We start from the raw sequence: 15,417 nt of genomic DNA, 5'->3' as shown, positions 1-15,417 counted from the left end.
CCGATTCGATCCGGCTCGCGGCCCTCAGGACCGGCGAAGGACTAACGTGCAGGGTGCCCATGTTCGCGCATCGGGTGGGCGAATCTGCTGCGGGCCGCTCACGGCCAGCCCGGCCAGTTGGGTGGAGTGACCGGGCGAGGATGACATGGCTGAGCGTTCGGACCGACCGATGACCGGTGAGCCCGGCACCGTGACGAGTCGTCGGCCACAGGACTTCTCATGACCGCACCCGCGCACGATCTGGTTGTGTGGCTACGCCGACGTCTCGAACGCCCGGATCTGACCACGTCGCTGCTGGGCAGCGGAACCGACCATGAGGTCTACGCCGCCGACGACGATCTCGTCGTACGCGTGGCGAGGACGCACGATCTTGCACGCGGCCATGCGCTCGTTCGCGAGGCGTCGCTGCTCACCTACCTTTCTGGTCGCCTCGGAATCGCGATCCCGGTGCCCGTGCTCGTCGACGCGGGTCGTGGAGTGCTCGTCTGCCGTCGCATTGCCGGCCGGTCGCTGCTGGGCATGGGGGTCAATGACCCGCTGGCTGTCGCAGCGCCGCTCGCCGACGCCCTCTCGAAGCTCCATGCGACACCGATCACGTTGGCCTCTGAGATGGCAGCCCCGGACCCTTACCCGCTGCCGACCTGGCGTGACGACGCCGCGGACACCTACCGCAGCATCGCCGGCGAGCTTCCGATCGATGCGCGGCGAGCGCTCGAGGCGTTCCTCGCCTCTCCGACACCTCACGAGCCGACAGCGATCGCACTCTGTCACAACGATCTTGGTGCCGAGCATCTGCTGGTCGATCCGCAAGACGGACGCTTGACCGGAATCATCGACTGGAGCGACGCGGCCCTGACCGACCCCTGCCGCGACTTCGCCCGACTGTTCCGCGACTTCGGTCCTCGCGTCCTGGAGCGGATCCTTGGCGAGTACTCCTGCGAGTTGGGTGTCGGAAGCCGCGACCGGATAGCGTTCTACGCACGCTGCACCCTGATCGAAGACCTCGCCTTCGGTTTCGAGGCCGGTGACCGGCGATACCGAGACGCCGCGATCGCCCATCTCGAACACACATTTCGGCGGCACCCGTAACCTCGTCTTGCTTGTCTTGTGGAATGGCCGCTCGATGGTGAGTGCGGTGACGGCGACGGCCCTCGAGGTCCGATCTGTTCAAGACGAAACCAGACGGCGATCGGAAGCTGTCGTGGCAAGCGGGCGCGTCGGACGGAGTAGTCGTGAACTGGTGGTCGTGCGAAGTGACTGTGCAGATCGAGATCCCTGCCTCCGCGGCGCAGGTTTGGGGCGTGCTCGCCCGACCGGATCGATATCCGGACTGGAACCCCGCACGTCGTGGCCTGGCAAGGTGAATTGGAGCCTGGTGCTCGCGTTGGGAGACACTCCGGACCACCACCGGCCGTGAACTCACGTTCCGGCCGATCCTGACCAGGATCGAGCCCGGACGGGAGCTTGCGCAGCGCGGGCGCACGTTCGTCCCGGGCCTCTTCACGGCCATCCATCGGTTCGTGATCGAGCCTGCCGACGGCGGCCAGGTGCGTGTCGTGAAGACGGAAAGGATGAGCGGGCTACTAGTCCCCTTGGTCCGTCGGTGGCTGGTTACTGAGACCACGCAACAGTTCACCGCTGTGCTGGCAGCCTTGGCACGGCGAGTCGCCGATGACGACGCTGCGCCCAAGGAGTGAACGGAACCCCACGAGGTAGGGCCGGACGATGAACAGACCAACCGCCACCACACCGGAGCCCGCTGCCCTGATCGGGGACTTGGCCGCGCCCGCGAGGTGGCTTCAGCCGCAGGTCCGCGGCTACCGCCCATTCATCGCGGGAGACGTGCCCGCTCCGGCGTACTGCCTGCTTCCCCGCAGCCACGTCTCCGTCGTGGTGCCCTGGGAGGGCCAGGTCACCACAACCTCGACACTCGACGCCGAGACCCGACCGTCAGACTGCTTCGTGGCCGGTCTGCACCTCGGGCCCGTGCACCTGCATGCGTCCGAGCAGACCGAAGGCCTGGAGATCGAACTGACACCGACCGGCGCCCGTCGCGCCTTCGGGGTCCCGATGCGTGAGCTAACAGACGGTCGAAGTGGTCCTCGTCGACGTCGAGGAGGGCCTCGTCGTCGTCACCGACGTCGACCGCGCCATGTGGCTGGTGCCGTCCTACATCTTCACCGACGAGGACGGCGGCCCCTGGCAGACGCTGGCGATCGAGGACGGGTTCCTCGAGTACGAGCGTCCGCCCGCCGACGCCGACACACTCCCGATCGAACCCGACCCGGCGGCGCCGCCCCGCGAGCGCGAGCTGCCGGCCCCGCAGCCCCCGCCAGACGAACCGGACGATCACGGCCCCAGCGCGGACCTCGAGGCACTCGTGGAGGACCTCGTCGGCCTCGGCGAGCAGGAGGCGACCGAGCGTCTCGAGGCGGAGGGGGCGAGCGTCCGCGTCGTGTACCGCGACGGCGAGCTATTCGTCGTCACCGACGACTTCCGTCCCGACCGCGTCAACCTCCACATCGAGGACGGAGAGGTGACCGACGCGACCATCGGGTAACCGACGGCGGGGGCGTCCCGGGGTTGGCGGGGGCGTCCCGGGGTAGGGGCGTCCCGGGGTTCAACCGGCGTTGACTTCCCCCGTCACCCGGCTAGCTTGGCCGCGATGCGAACGGACTCGCGACACGGCCCTGCTTCCGGGGTGGCTCGATCACCGGGGCCGGAGCGACTGAGGGCGGGCTGATGGCCCGTACCGGCAGACGGCCCGGCAACGTCGACACGCGCAGCGAGATCCTCGCGGCGGCGCGGCAGCAGTTCGCCGTCGACGGCTTCTCGGGAGCGACGATCCGCCGGATCGCCGCCGCCGCGGGTGTCGACCCGGCGCTGGTCCATCACTACTTCGGCAACAAGCGGCAGTTGTTCGTCGCGTCCCTGGAGCTCCCGTTCGATCCCACCCCGGTCGTCGGATCGGTGCTTCCCGGTGAGGCGGAGCGTGCCGGGGAGCGGCTCGTCCGCACCCTGCTCGAGGTCTGGGGGACCGACAACGGGCAGGCCATGATGCAGTCCCTCCTGCGGTCGGCCCTGACCGACGAGCAGGTCATGCGAACGTTGCGGGAGTTCATGCTCGAGACCATGGTGTCCCCGCTGGTCGTCGAGATCGCCCCCGACCAACATCGGTTCCGCACCACGCTCCTGGCGTCCCAGGTCATGGGGCTCGCGATCCTGCGCCACGTCGCCCGGGTCGAACCGCTCGCCTCGGCGGACCCCGAGATGGTGGTCGCCGCGGTCGCTCCGACGCTCCAGCGGTACCTCAGCGGCGACGTGGGCGGAGCCTAGCCGAGGCGAGCCCGGCCCATGCCCCGGCGCTGCGGGGCTCAATACTCAACGTCTGTTGACATCTGCTCTTGACCCGGCGTAGGATGAGTTCATCAGTTGTTGAGTTATTAGCCCGGAGGGGCAGCCGGATGCGCACCTTGCTCGACGCGCTCGCGACGGTGGCCACGCGGTGGCCGCGGTCGGTGCTGGTGACGCTCGCGGCGGCCACCGTCGGCATGGCGGCGCTCGCGACGGACCTCGAGGTCGAGGTCGACCTGACCCAGCTCGGACGCGAGGGCTCCGAGGCGGTGCAGGCGATGGACCGCGTCCGCGAGGAGTTCACCGACCCGGCGGCGACGCTGCAGGTGATCCTCGAGCCGGTCCCGGCGGAGATCTGCTCAGCGCTCGGGGCATCGAGGCCGTCCTGGCTGCCGAGGACGTCGCCGTGGAGGCGTTGGGCAGCGACGCGCGCACCGACGAGGGAGGTCGGCCGCAGCTGCTGTCGCTGACGGCGGGCCTCCCCGAGGGAACCGCAGCGGCACCGGACCAACCCGTCACGGGCCCCGATGCCACGGACCCCGATGCCACGGACCCCGATGCCACGGGCCCCGACGTGACGAGCCCCGACGTGACGGGCGACGCCCGGGTGGGCGCGACCCTCGGTGAGGCGGTGGCCACGAACCCGCAATTGGCGAGCCTGGTCTCCGACGACTTCGACGCCGACGCGGGGACCGCGCGCGCCACCGTGCTCGTCGTGCCGCTCGATCCCGGACTCACCGAGCGCGAACGCACCGACGCCGGGGAGCGCCTGCAGGGCGCCTTCGCCGAAGCCGGGGACGGCGCGCAGGCCGAGGTCGACGTGACCGTGTTCTCCGACGGTCTCTTCGGCGAGGGGCTGCTCGAGGCGATCCGGGGCGAGGTTCCGAGGCTGTTCGGCTCGGCGCTGCTGACCGTGCTGCTGATCCTGGCGCTCGCGTACCGGTCGGTGCTCGACGTGGCCGTCGGGTTCGCCGGGCTCGTGGCCACGGTGGTTTGGACGCTCGGGTTCGCGGCGCTGCTGGGCCCGCAGCACCTCGGGTGGACCGGCCCGCTGACCCAGCTGGTGGTGGTCATCCCGGTCCTGCTGGTCGGCCTCGGGATCGACTACTCGGTGCACCTGACCGCCCGGTACCGCGAGCAGCGCGCGGCCGGACAACCGCCGCCGGCGGCAGCCGGGCGCGCACTCCACACGGTCGGCGCCGCGCTCGTCCTCGCCACGGCCGCGACCGCCGTCGGGTTCGGCTCGATCGCGATCGCGCCGCTGCAGATGCTCGCCGACTTCGGCGTGTTCGTGGCGGCCGGCGTGGTGTGCGCCTTCCTGCTCATGGGTCTCTCGTGCCCGCGGCCCGCGTGTGGCGGGACGGCCGGAGCCGCAGCAACGGGACCACCGCGGTTCGGGAGCTCGGGCTCGCCGGGCTGATGCGCGGGCCGATCCGCCTGGCCCGCCGCGCCCCCTTCGCCGGGATCGTGGTCGCGGCGGGGCTCGTCGCCGGGTCGTTGCTGGCCGCGACCCAGCTGGAGGTCGAGTTCGACCGCGACGACTTCGTGCCCGAGGGCTCGGAGGTGGAGGCCACGCTCGCGCACCAGGCGGAGCTGTTCGGCGCCGGCGTCACCGAGTCCACGTTCGTGGTCGTCGACGGTGACCTGACCGACCCCACCGTGCTCGACGCCCTGTGGGAGGCGGAGCGCGAGGTCTCGGGCCTGGAAGGGGTCCGCACCGTCGGCGGGACCCCACAGGTGCTGTCCGTCGCCGCACTCGCCGCGGCGATGCTCGAACAGCCGGCGGAGCCCGCGTCCGCGCATGGCGACGACGCCGGGTCCGGCGACGCGCCGCAGTCCGGCCCACCCGGGGACGTCTGGACGGGCGACGGGTTCGCCGACGACGCGGACCTCGACGCGCTCTACGACGGACTGCGCCAAGCGGTCGGCGAGACGCGGATGGCCCAGCTCCTGTCCGCGGACCGTGAGGCGGCCCTCGTGCAGATCCGCACGACCGCCGGCGACGCCGGCGCCGAGAGCGTCCGACGCGGGGTCGAGGCGGCCTTCGCGCCGGTGGAGCGCGCTGGGGCCACGGCGACGGTGACGAGCGAGCCGATCATCGTCTCGGAGATGAGCGACGACCTCGGCGCGTTCCAGGCGCGGGCGATCGGTTCGACCCTCGTGGTGGTGCTGGTGCTGCTCACCGGCTACTACGCGTTCGCTCATCGCCGGGGGGTGCTGGGGTCGTCGCCATGGTCCCGGCCGTCGTCAGCTCCGCGTTGCTGCTCGGCACGATGTGGCTGCTCGGGGTCAGCTTCAACGTGCTGACCGCGACGCTGACCGCCATCGCCGTCGGTATCGGGGTGCCCTACGGGGTCCACGTCGTCAACCAGTTCGTCGAGGACCTCCGGGACGCCCACGTCGACATCGCGATCGAGCGCACGCTGCGAGCGACGGGGGCCGCGCTCACGGGGTCGGCCGTCACCACGCTCGGCGCGTTCGTCGTGCTGTCCTTCTCCGACCTGCCGCCGATGCAGTCGCTGGGACGGCTCGGGTCCGTCGGGATCGGGTTCGCGCTGCTCGCCGCGATCCTCGTGCAGCCGGGGGCGCTGGTCCTCTGGGCGCGCCGACGGGAAACCTGACACGGTGACCGGGGTTGCGTATCTTCGCGGTACGACACCGCCGACCCGACCACGGAGGGCGCCATGGATGTCGTGAGCGTGCGCTACATCGTCGACGACGTCGAGCAAGCCATCGCCTTCTACCGTGACCATCTCGGGTTCGACGTCGACCTCCACCCCGCGCCGGGGTTCGCCAGGCTCCACAAGGATCGCCTCCGGCTGCTGCTCAACGCACCCGGGGCCGGGGGCGCCGGCCGCGCCGGTGGCGGCGACGACGGTCCACGACCGGGTGGCTGGAACCGCTTCCAGCTGACGGTCGAGGACCTGGACGGGCTCGTCGCGACCCTCCGGGCCGCGGGGGTGACGTTCCGCTCGGATGTCGTCAGCGGCATGGGCGGGCGACAGGCCCTCGTCGCCGACCCTGCCGGCAACGTCGTCGAACTGTTCGAGCCTCACCAGGACTGAGCCGGAAGGAAGGGACGCCGACCGCACCGAGCCGACGGACGCAGCGGGGCGGCAGTACGATCTCATGATGGAGCAGGTGACGGAGGTCTGGTTCGGGCCTCCACACGAGGCCCTGCGGCCCGAGGTCGAGCGCTACGTCGGGTACCGGTTCGCCGGCTTCCCCGCCGGGCTCCACCGCGGGCTGCCCTCCAGGCACCTGACGTTCATCGTGAGCCTCGCCGAGCCGATCGAGGTAGCGGCGATGCCGGATCCGACGCAGCCGGGCGGCTCGTACGCGGCCGTGGTCGGCGGGCTGCAGGGGGCCCCGGCGGTCGTCGCGCACGACGGGGACCAGGTGGGCATCGGGGTCGAGCTGGCACCGACCGGGGCGCGGGCGCTGTTCGGCATGCCGGCCGGCGCGATCGCCTCGACCGTCGTCGAGCTCACCGACCTGCTCGGCAGGGGCGTGGCCACGCTACCCGAGCGGACGGCGCAGGCGGGCACGTGGGGCGAGCGATTCGCGATCCTCGACGAGGTGCTCGTCGCGTCCTTGCGGGACCGCACCCGGACGCCGGCCGACGTGGCGTGGGCGTGGCGACGCCTCGAGGCGTCCGGCGGCACGGTGCCCGTCGGCGCGCTCGCCCGGGAGCTCGGGTGGAGCCGGCGGCACTTCTCCGAGCGCTTCCGTCGCGAGCTGGGACTCCCACCCAAGGTGGCCGCCGGCGTGCTGCGCTTCGACCGGGCACGCTGGCTGCTCGGCCGCGACGACCACCCGGACCTGGCCACCGTCGCGGCAACGTGCGGGTACGCCGACCAGTCCCATCTCACGCGGGACTGGAACCGGTTCGCCGGCTGCCCCCCGACGGTGTGGCTCGCCGAGGAGCTCCCATTCGTTCAAGACGAACCGGACGCGGACCACGGAGACTGAGCGCATGGACACTTCAACCACCGATGCGACCACGCCCGTCACCGTCTGGCCGGTGCTCGTCTACGACGACGCCCGCGCCGCGATCGCCTTCCTCGTCGAGGCCTTCGGCTTCGAGGAGGTCGCCGTCTACCCGGACGAACGCGACGACCGCCTCGTCGTCCACGCCGAGCTCCGCTGGCCCGGCGGGGGCCTCATGCTCGGTTCCCGGGGCGCGGGGCAGGAGCCCTTCGCCTCCGTGCCCGCGTGCCCGGCCATCACCTACGTCGTCACCGACGACCCGGACGCGCTCTACCGACGGGCCAAGGCGGCCGGCGCGGAGGTCGTCCGCGAGTTGCGCGACGAGGACTACGGGTCCCGGGACTTCTCCGTCCGCGACGTCGAGGGGAACCTCTGGGCGTTCGGCACCTACGCCGGGGAGTGACCGGCCCTGCGGGCGCGTATCCCCCAGACCCTCGGAACCGTCGCCCTCCGCTACGGTGCGCCGCGGACCGACGGAGGGTATGGGGTGCCCATGAGCCATATGGTCTTCCTGCTGCGCGGCATCAACGTCGGGGGCCGCGCCCGAGTGCCCATGGCCGAGCTGCGCGAGACGCTCGGCGACCTGGGGCTGACCGACGTCGAGACCTACCTGCAGAGCGGCAACGTGGCGTTCGCCGCGCCGTCGGACGACCCCGAGGACCTCGTCGGGACCGTGGAGGCCGCGCTGGCCGACCGGTTCGGCTTCGAGATCCGGGTGCTGCTGCGGACCCACGGAGACCTCGCCGCCGTCGTCGCCGACAACCCGTTCCTCGCCCGGGCGTCCGGCCCGAAGTCGCTGCACGTGGCGTTCCTCGCGGCGGCACCACCGGCCCAGCGCGTGGACGGCCTCGATCCCGACCGATCCCCGCCCGACGCCTTCGCGGTCGCCGGGCGGGAGATCTACCTGCACTACCCGAACGGCGCCGGCCGCTCGAAGCTCACGCTCGACTACCTCGAGCGGCAACTGGGCACGGTCGGCACCGCCCGGCACTGGAACACGGTCACGAGGCTCGCCTCGATGACCGCGCCGTGAGCGCGGCTCCGTGCCCGATCGCGTCACGAGGCGACTGCACGGGGCCGCGGGTCAGCTCGACGCGCGCTGGAACGTCCGGGTACCGACGATCCCGCCGACCAGGGCCAGCACGGCCGCGATGACGAAGCCGGCGACGACGTCTCCGGTCGCGAACTGGCCGGCGAACAGGTCCCGGGCGGCGTCGACGAGGTAGGAGACGGGGTTCGCGCGCGAGAGGTTGTAGAGCCACGTCGGCCCGAGCGACATCGGCAGGAGGATGCCGGACAGCAACAGCAGCGGCAGGGTCACGCTGTTGAGCACCGACGCGACGGTGTCCTCGCCGGGAGCGACGAGCCCCAGGGCGTAGGAGAGCGACGCGAAGGTGGCGCCGAGCAACGCCACGAGGAGCAGCGTGAGGACCACCCCACCGGGGCTCGGCCGCAACCCGAAGAACGCGACCGCGATCAGGACCAGCAGCAGCGACTGCACCAACAGCGCCGTCAACGTCGACAGCACGCGGCCGGTCAGCAGCGCACCGCGACGGGCGGGCGTCACCCGCTCGCGCTCGATGACCCCTTCCCGCTTCTCGGCGAGGATGCCGAAGCCGGCGAAGGCGGCGCCAACAACGCGAGCAACAGCACCATGCCCGGGGTGAAGACCAGCCAGGGGTCGCCGTCGCCGAACCCTGGAGCGCCGGCCATGGGCTCGAGCAGCGGCCCGAAGAGGGTCAGGTACAGGGCCGGTTGGGCCACCCCGAACACGACCCAGACGGGTTCGCGCAGCTGCAGTCGCAGCGCGCGCTGGTAGACGAGCCAGGTGCCACGGAACACGGGGCCTCCTGTCAGGCGTGGCGGTCCCCGCCGCCGACGGGCAGCGGGTCGGCGGGGGCGTCGGTGTGGTCGGCGGTCGGGGCGTGCTCGGCATCGCGCAGCGAGCGGCCGGTCAGCGTGAGGAACACGTCGTCGAGGCTGGGCCGCATGACGCTGAACCCGCCCACGTCGATCCCGGCGTCGTCGAGGCGGCGCACGAGCGCGAGCACCGTCCGCTCGCCCTCGTCGACCGTCAGCCGGACGTTGTGGTGCTCGGCGTGGACGTCGCGGACGTCCGGCAGGCCGGCGAGCTCCTGCTCGGCACGAGCGAGCGCCGCCTCCTCCGAGAGGTCGAGCGTTACCACGTCGCCGGAGACGCGACGCTTGAGCGCGTCCGGCGTGTCGGCGGCGACGACCCGGCCGGCATCGATGATGAGGACCCGGTCGCACAGCGCGTCCGCCTCTTCGAGGTAGTGCGTGGTCAGCACGACGGTCGCCCCGCGGCCGCTGCGCAAGCCGCGCACGTGCTCCCAGAGGTTGGCCCGGCTCTGGGGGTCGAGGCCCGTCGTGGGCTCGTCGAGGCAACCGAGCGGTTCCCCTGGAGGGCTCCTGGGGGCGCAGGCGCGTCGGATGACCCTGCGGTTGGCGGAGGCGCGTTCGTGGGCGGAACGGTACGCGGTCGCCGACAGCGTGCTGACCGATCGCTTCACGCAGGACCCTGGCCCCGACCCACGGTTGGACCACGCATGGCACCGCCTGAGCATCGAGAAGGGACGAGGAAGCCTCCCGCGGCTCGCTGATCAACTCGGCTGGTCGTCGCGGCACCTCGCCCGACGCTTCGCCGACGGGATCGGGCTGGCGCCCTCGACGGCCGCGCGACTCGTCCGCTTCGAGACCGCCGCAGCCTTCCTCCAGGCACCAGCCGCACCTACCTGGGCCGAGGTAGCAGCCAGCTCCGGCTACGCCGACCAACCGCACCTGATCCGTGATGTCCGAGACTTCGCGCACACCACGCCCGGGCGGTTGCGCACGGAAGTTGTCGCGTGCGTGCCACAGCTCTAGCTGGCCGAGGACGAAATGGTGCTGCGTATGTGTGGCCATGTGCTCCCGCCGGTCGGCGAAAACTCAGTGAACTGGCTACACCATTCGAAACCGTGGCGGTGGTTCCAGGTCCTACAATTGGCTCGCAGCTGGTCCAATCGTCCGTCGTGGCCAAACTGCCTTCCGGCGGCCCCTTCCCTCTGGCGAACTTGACATGATTGTCTCCCCGGATGCCGGCTGGATGTAGAGTCACCGCATGAGAGCGAAGCGCGCCTCGGCCGTGGTCCTCATCGTTGGCCTCGCGCTCATCGGGCTCTACTGGACACTCGCGATACTCGAGGTCGGACGCGTTGGTGCCCCCACCGATATCGGTGGAGGCGTCGTTGTCCTCGCGGGCTATGTTCTTACGGCCGTCGGACTCATCAGCCTTCTGGTCGATCGGCTGAGGACACGCGGCGGACAACGGGGAAACGGCCACCCTCGGGCCTGACCTGCCTGCACGATCGTGCACACAAGCTGGGATGGCCCCGCGTGGGTCGGCATTGGCCCAATTCATGAACACGCACTTTGCCGCCTGCCTCAGCTCAGTCGTGCTCACGAAATCGTCGACGAGTTCTACCTGCCCCTCCTACTCGCCCGGACCCGCTAGACCCCAAAGTGCGGTCCGCAGCAGTGGCTGGGCTACCCTCGAGTGCTTGCCGGCCGCCTATAAGAACCTCTGAGAGTGATGCGGGTTGGTGTCCTAAACGGTGACTAGCGGGTTATCCTCGCGAGCCATGCGGGCACGGGAACATCGAGGAAGGTCGCCTCGATCTGCGACTCGGCGATGGATTCGACCGAAAACCCCTCGGCGAAGATTGACCGGATCTCCTCCTGACGGATTCGGCGCGGACCGTCGCTGCCGGGCACGCGATCGCTGAAGCATAGCAAGTGGTAGGCCGCCCCTGACGCCATGACTCGCCCAAGCACGTTCACGAGCGACCCGCGAGCCGAGTCAGGCAGCACGTGGAAGAACCCGCAGTCGATAATCACGTCGAAGGTCTCGTCGAGCATGTCGACGGCCAGTGCGTCGTCCACGAGGAACCGGGCCTGCAGACCCCGCTGCCGCGCCTTGTCCCGCGCTGTGGCGATCGCCGTCGGAGCGAGGTCGACCCCCGTTGGCGGCAGGCCCATCTCGGCGGCCAGCAGGGCGTGCTCACCGGTCCCACAGCCAAGGTCCAGGACCGCGCCGTGCAAATGACCGGCGTTGGCCAACGCGATGAAAGGAGCCTGCGGCCGGCCGATGTCCCAAGGTGGGGTCTGAGCGTAGGACGCCTCCCGGTCGTGCGGGAGCCGCTCACCGCCCCGGTGATCTCCGCTGCCTTGGGCCGACATGGCTACCTCTCCGACTCGCGGCAGAGGGTAGCTTCGTTGGCTGGTCAGTCCCTCACGATCGTTCGGGCAGCTCGGCGGTGATCGCTAGCCATGTCCCAGTCGTGCAGCCGGCGACCCTCGATGCCGTACTCACCCCACGCGTCGAGCTGGTTGTAGCAGCCGAGCCATTCGCGGACCTCATCGCCATCGAGCAGGACCACTTCACGGTCCGAGGCTAGGCCGTACGCTACGTCGCCGAGATCGATGCGGTGGGCGTCGTGGATCGCCTCAGCGGTGGGCGGCGACCGCCTCACCATCGGTGAGCTTCACCGGTCAGCTCGCGAGAAATAGTCAAGACCTGTGGATCGGCGTGTCACGCGACTTGCTGATCACCACCCTCTGATTCGTCTGGTCGATGAGCTTGCCGTTTCTTGAAATACTGCGCCGGCACGGACCAGCGCTACGAGGTGGGGTGCGTTGAGGGCCCGCCACCGGGTCTGTGCTGATTCGATGAGCTTGAACGCCATCGCGACACCGGCGGCGCGGGAGCCGGGGCCCTTGGTGACTCACTGGCGAAGCTTGAGCTGGCGAGGAAGTTTCACGACAACGCGGTGATGTCCCTCTCGGAGGAGCGCGCGGCCGAGATCGCGGCCCGAACGCTCGCCCTTCCTGAGGCTCAGAGCGTCGAGGATCTCACCGCGCTGCTGCCTCGGCGGGGGGGCGCTGAGGTCGAGACAGCTACCGCTCCCGGACGGTGTAGGTCAGGTGCGTCACCCTTGGGGAGGGCTCCGCGCGGACGGGCTCTAGGGCCACGCGGCCCGCGTCCACGCCTTCGAACAGGCGGATTCCGGAGCCGAACAGCACGGGTGAAAGCGTGATCGAGAACTCGTCGATCAGGCCGGCGTTCACGTACTCCAGGATCGTCGCGCCGCCGCCTGCGATGCGGACGTCCCGGTGGCCGGCGGCCTCGCGGGCCTGGTCGAGGGCGGGCTCGATGCCGTCGTTGACGAAGTGGAAGGTGGTCCCACCCGGCCGCTCCCAGGGGTCACGCTTCTCGTGCGTCACGACGAAGACCGGCGTGTGGAACGGCGCCTCCTCCGGCCACGCATGCTCGCCGGCTTCGAACATGCGCTTGCCCATCACGCTCGCGCCGGTGCGCTCGAACGTCTCCCGCACGATGTCGTTGTCACGCCCTTCCTCGCCGCCCTCGCCGAGCTTCAGATTCTCCCGGATGAACCGTTGCGGGAACATCCACTGCTGCAGTTCCATCCACTGCTGCCCCATCAAGTCCTCAAGGGACTCGGGCGCGATGAACCCGTCCAGCGACATCGAGACGCTGAAGAACACCTTCCCGGCCATCAGTCCTCAACTCCCTTCTGCACGTTCTCGGTGACGTAGGCAGCCAGGTTGCTCAGGGTCTGCTGGCCGCCCTCGATCGCGTGGTACTTCTCGACCGCCTCGTCGCGCAGTTCCTTGGTGGGGAACACCGTGCGCATCTCGATCCGGGTCGCCGCGCCGTCGGGCGCGAACGTCAGGACCGACTCGAAGGCGTTCGGGTCGTCGCGGGACTCACCGTGCAGCAGCGCGATCCGCTCCGGCGGGGCGATCTCGGTCCAGGTGATCCACTCCTGGTAGTCCGTCCCGTCCCGTCCGTGCATCACGAAGTCCCACTCCCCGCCGACGCGGAACTCGAACGCCCGCGTGGTGGTGGTGAACCCCTCCGGTCCCCACCATCGCGACAGGTGCCGGACTTCGGTGAACGCCTCGAACACCAGCTCCCGTGGGGCACTGATGACCCGGGAGATCACGATCTCGCGGTCGGCCGTCGCGGACTGCGCCGGCGCGTCCCGTCCTGTCTCTGCCATCGGTCACTCCTCCTGCCTTGCCTGCTTGAGGTCCTGCACGTATGTGTCTAGCCGGTCGAAGCTCTCGTTCCAGAACCGTTCGAACCCGCCGGTCCACTCGTGGACCGGTCGCAGCCCGCGGGCGTCAAGGCCGTACAGGCGCTGCTTGCCTGCCTTGCGGTCCCGCACCAGCCCGACCTCCCGGAGCACCCGCAGGTGTTTGGACGCCCCCGGCTGGGACAGCCCCAGCTCCTGGGCCAACGCGGTCACCGGCCGCTCACCCGCCCGCAGCAACACCAGGATCTCCCGGCGCTGCGGCTCGGCGATCGCGTTGAAGACGTCCGACGTCGTCGCTGCTCGTGCCATGGGGACCCATCATATACCGATATCGGTATGCGTCAAGCGGCAGCGGTCAAAAGGGGGGCCCACCGGTCTTCGGATGGTTGCTCGGGGTCGGGGTGGCTCTTGTTGGCGAGGGCTGCGGTGCCCGCCGCTCCCGCGGTGCCCTGAGGCCGACCGCGCCGAGCACGCGCGCTTGCAGGGTCATGCCGGCGTTGGCCAGACCGGTGGCGTAGGTGTGGCGCAGCTGGTGGGGCACGACGCGCAGCGGCGCGCCGTCGCGGCCGGTCAATCCCGCCTCGGTGACGGCGTGGTTGAGGGCCTTGCGGATGCGCCAGGGCCCGAGCCGGCGGTCGCGTTCGGTGAACAGGAAGTCGGTGGGCCGGCCGTGGCGGGGATGCGGCAGGGCGCGCTGCTGGCCGCGGTGGGCCGTCCAGGTGTCGAGGGCGGCGAGGGTGTCGTTGTCGAGGGGCACGGAGCGTTCGGTGGCGAGCTTGCCGAGGGGGACCCGCAGCCAGGAGCCGGCCGGGGCCGTAGTCGACGACGCTGTCGAGCTCGAGGTCGAGCAGCTCGCCGAGGCGCAGGCCGGCGCCGCGGAGGGCGATCAGCCCGCAGCGGGCGAAAGGGTCGTCGAGCTGGTCCACGGCGCTCATCAGCGCGGCGTCGTGGTCGGGGGCCAGGGCGCGCGGCAGCGGCCGCTCGAGGCGGGGAACGTCGGCGGCGAAGATCAACTGGCGGGCGGGCCGTTCGGCCCACCCCCACAGGGTTATGTCGTCGAGGAAGTTGCGGACCGCGAGGACGGTGGCGTGCGCCACGGAGGCTGCGACGGGTTGGTTGCGCGCGACCCGCCCGCGCCACGGGCGGGTGGCGTTGTGCCGCAGGAACGCCTCGATGTGGCCTCGGTCGAGCTGGCGCAAGGAGGTGACCTCGGGGCAGGCGCCGCCGAGGAACTCCCCGAAGACGACCAGGCTCTCGCACAACGCCGAGATTGGTGGTGGGGCGCAGGACCGCGGCTCGGTGTCGAGGTAGCGCAGCATCGCCCGGCGGATCTCTCGTGCGGGCACCGCCTTGAGCCGCTCGGCGATCGATCCGGCACGCCGGCAGCATTCCGGCGGCGCGTCGAGCACCCGCAGCTCGAACAGGAGCTGCTGCAGGCTGTGCAGCCGCGCGCGGTACACCCGCCGCGTCGAGACCGTCGCGACGGTGCTGGCCGCAATGGCCTCGTCGAACGCGGCGATGTCGGCGGCGGTCAGCTCGGTCATCGTCCGGCCGCGCCAGGCCCAAGACCACCGCGAGGGACTCGCGCAGCACCGCGTTGGCCCACCCCGGCGTCCAGCCGAGCCGCCCCGCGGCCTGGTACACGGCCGCGTAGTCAGCGGCAAACAGCCGCTCTGCGGTGGCGCCGAACCCGCCGAGGTCCTTGGCCACCAGCAGGTCGAGATCGACCGCGACCCGCTGGGAGAGGATCGCGTAGCAGATCAGCGGCCAGGCGGATGCGCTGCAGGTCGGTCAACCTGGCCGGCAGCGGCACCTCGCGGATCTCGGTCTGGTCGGTTCCATCCACATCGAGGCCCGCGGGCTTGCCGACGCCCCCGTTGCCCGCGGATCAGCGGCCTCGTCAGCTCCCGGGGCGTCGCAAGATCCATGCAGGCGTGGAACATGTGCCGATCGTCCA

The 15,417-nt window shown here is 70.8% G+C and carries 22 protein-coding genes and 1 pseudogene; 13 read left to right on the top strand and 10 right to left on the bottom strand.

What is annotated here, in order from left to right:
* Window positions 1-219 precede the first annotated feature (219 nt).
* From ER308_RS04360 to ER308_RS04315, 12 genes are all read left to right on the top strand, one after another.
* On the top strand, window positions 220-1,089 hold the full coding sequence (locus tag ER308_RS04360) for a phosphotransferase family protein (RefSeq protein WP_131153846.1): 870 nt from the start codon (window positions 220-222) through the stop codon (window positions 1,087-1,089).
* A gap of 143 nt (window positions 1,090-1,232) precedes the next feature.
* The gene (locus ER308_RS23090; RefSeq protein WP_420826202.1) at window positions 1,233-1,364 is read left to right on the top strand and encodes an SRPBCC family protein; all 132 of its coding nucleotides are present in this window, start codon (window positions 1,233-1,235) and stop codon (window positions 1,362-1,364) included.
* A gap of 731 nt (window positions 1,365-2,095) precedes the next feature.
* The gene (locus tag ER308_RS04355; RefSeq protein WP_131153845.1) at window positions 2,096-2,560 is read left to right on the top strand and encodes a hypothetical protein; all 465 of its coding nucleotides are present in this window, start codon (window positions 2,096-2,098) and stop codon (window positions 2,558-2,560) included.
* Between the two features lie 179 nt (window positions 2,561-2,739).
* Complete coding sequence (locus ER308_RS04350; RefSeq protein ID WP_131153844.1) at window positions 2,740-3,336, top strand: TetR/AcrR family transcriptional regulator; 597 nt, start codon at window positions 2,740-2,742, stop codon at window positions 3,334-3,336.
* A 128-nt stretch (window positions 3,337-3,464) separates the two neighbouring features.
* Window positions 3,465-3,824 carry a hypothetical protein gene (locus ER308_RS21370; protein WP_165491813.1) on the top strand — a complete coding sequence of 120 codons (360 nt, stop codon included), beginning with the start codon at window positions 3,465-3,467 and terminating at the stop codon, window positions 3,822-3,824.
* Window positions 3,761-4,774, top strand: coding sequence for an MMPL family transporter (locus ER308_RS04345; protein ID WP_165491812.1), 1,014 nt, complete (start codon window positions 3,761-3,763; stop codon window positions 4,772-4,774). Before ER308_RS21370 ends, ER308_RS04345 begins: the two co-directional genes overlap by 64 nt.
* On the top strand, window positions 4,774-5,661 hold the full coding sequence (locus ER308_RS22715; RefSeq protein WP_165491811.1) for an MMPL family transporter: 888 nt from the start codon (window positions 4,774-4,776) through the stop codon (window positions 5,659-5,661). Before ER308_RS04345 ends, ER308_RS22715 begins: the two co-directional genes overlap by 1 nt.
* Entirely contained in the window at window positions 5,628-5,975 is a 348-nt protein-coding gene (locus tag ER308_RS22710) for an MMPL family transporter (RefSeq protein WP_276319873.1), read from the top strand. The genes ER308_RS22715 and ER308_RS22710 overlap by 34 nt, the downstream gene beginning before the upstream one ends.
* Before the next feature lie 63 nt (window positions 5,976-6,038).
* Window positions 6,039-6,419, top strand: a complete 381-nt coding sequence (locus tag ER308_RS04330; protein WP_131153840.1) for a VOC family protein — start codon at window positions 6,039-6,041, stop codon at window positions 6,417-6,419.
* A 67-nt stretch (window positions 6,420-6,486) separates the two neighbouring features.
* The gene (locus ER308_RS04325; RefSeq protein WP_131153839.1) at window positions 6,487-7,326 is read left to right on the top strand and encodes an AraC family transcriptional regulator; all 840 of its coding nucleotides are present in this window, start codon (window positions 6,487-6,489) and stop codon (window positions 7,324-7,326) included.
* 4 nt (window positions 7,327-7,330) lie between these two features.
* Window positions 7,331-7,747, top strand: coding sequence for a VOC family protein (locus ER308_RS04320; RefSeq protein ID WP_131153838.1), 417 nt, complete (start codon window positions 7,331-7,333; stop codon window positions 7,745-7,747).
* A gap of 90 nt (window positions 7,748-7,837) precedes the next feature.
* Window positions 7,838-8,377: a DUF1697 domain-containing protein gene (locus tag ER308_RS04315; RefSeq protein WP_131153837.1), complete on the top strand. Its 540-nt coding sequence runs from the start codon at window positions 7,838-7,840 to the stop codon at window positions 8,375-8,377.
* Window positions 8,378-8,428: 51 nt separating this feature from the next.
* On the opposite strand, the gene ER308_RS22250 is transcribed toward ER308_RS04315, so the two are convergent.
* The 3 genes from ER308_RS22250 to ER308_RS04305 are packed head-to-tail and all read right to left on the bottom strand — an operon-like array spanning window position 8,429 to window position 9,689.
* The gene (locus tag ER308_RS22250; protein WP_338029793.1) at window positions 8,429-8,926 is read right to left on the bottom strand and encodes an ABC transporter permease; all 498 of its coding nucleotides are present in this window, start codon (window positions 8,924-8,926) and stop codon (window positions 8,429-8,431) included.
* Window positions 8,908-9,186, bottom strand: coding sequence for a hypothetical protein (locus tag ER308_RS22245; protein WP_240732155.1), 279 nt, complete (start codon window positions 9,184-9,186; stop codon window positions 8,908-8,910). Before ER308_RS22245 ends, ER308_RS22250 begins: the two co-directional genes overlap by 19 nt.
* Window positions 9,187-9,197: 11 nt before the next feature.
* Window positions 9,198-9,689: an ATP-binding protein DrrA1-3 family domain-containing protein gene (locus ER308_RS04305; RefSeq protein WP_205745899.1), complete on the bottom strand. Its 492-nt coding sequence runs from the start codon at window positions 9,687-9,689 to the stop codon at window positions 9,198-9,200.
* 106 nt (window positions 9,690-9,795) lie between these two features.
* Between ER308_RS04305 and ER308_RS04300 the strand changes: the two genes are divergently transcribed.
* Window positions 9,796-10,227, top strand: coding sequence for a helix-turn-helix domain-containing protein (locus ER308_RS04300; protein ID WP_131153835.1), 432 nt, complete (start codon window positions 9,796-9,798; stop codon window positions 10,225-10,227).
* Between the two features lie 732 nt (window positions 10,228-10,959).
* On the opposite strand, the gene ER308_RS04295 is transcribed toward ER308_RS04300, so the two are convergent.
* The 7 genes and pseudogenes from ER308_RS04295 to ER308_RS23085 form a co-directional block, all read right to left on the bottom strand.
* Complete coding sequence (locus ER308_RS04295) at window positions 10,960-11,580, bottom strand: class I SAM-dependent methyltransferase (protein WP_131153834.1); 621 nt, start codon at window positions 11,578-11,580, stop codon at window positions 10,960-10,962.
* 44 nt (window positions 11,581-11,624) lie between these two features.
* Window positions 11,625-11,876, bottom strand: coding sequence for a hypothetical protein (locus ER308_RS04290; RefSeq protein ID WP_131153833.1), 252 nt, complete (start codon window positions 11,874-11,876; stop codon window positions 11,625-11,627).
* A gap of 56 nt (window positions 11,877-11,932) precedes the next feature.
* A pseudogene (locus ER308_RS04285) lies at window positions 11,933-12,125 on the bottom strand (IS256 family transposase); the annotation flags it as partial.
* 172 nt (window positions 12,126-12,297) lie between these two features.
* On the bottom strand, window positions 12,298-12,918 hold the full coding sequence (locus ER308_RS04280; RefSeq protein ID WP_131153832.1) for a dihydrofolate reductase family protein: 621 nt from the start codon (window positions 12,916-12,918) through the stop codon (window positions 12,298-12,300).
* Entirely contained in the window at window positions 12,918-13,424 is a 507-nt protein-coding gene (locus ER308_RS04275; protein ID WP_131153831.1) for an SRPBCC family protein, read from the bottom strand. The genes ER308_RS04280 and ER308_RS04275 overlap by 1 nt, the downstream gene beginning before the upstream one ends.
* Before the next feature lie 3 nt (window positions 13,425-13,427).
* Window positions 13,428-13,769: an ArsR/SmtB family transcription factor gene (locus ER308_RS04270; RefSeq protein WP_131153830.1), complete on the bottom strand. Its 342-nt coding sequence runs from the start codon at window positions 13,767-13,769 to the stop codon at window positions 13,428-13,430.
* A gap of 46 nt (window positions 13,770-13,815) precedes the next feature.
* Complete coding sequence (locus tag ER308_RS23085) at window positions 13,816-14,217, bottom strand: tyrosine-type recombinase/integrase (RefSeq protein WP_165491809.1); 402 nt, start codon at window positions 14,215-14,217, stop codon at window positions 13,816-13,818.
* Between the last annotated feature and the right edge of the window lie 1,200 nt (window positions 14,218-15,417).

This window comes from Egibacter rhizosphaerae, from assembly GCF_004322855.1.
GTDB classification, from domain to species: Bacteria; Actinomycetota; Nitriliruptoria; order Euzebyales; family Egibacteraceae; genus Egibacter; species Egibacter rhizosphaerae.
Note: the sequence above shows the minus strand (reverse complement) of the source record. Positions and strands in the feature narration are given on the sequence as shown.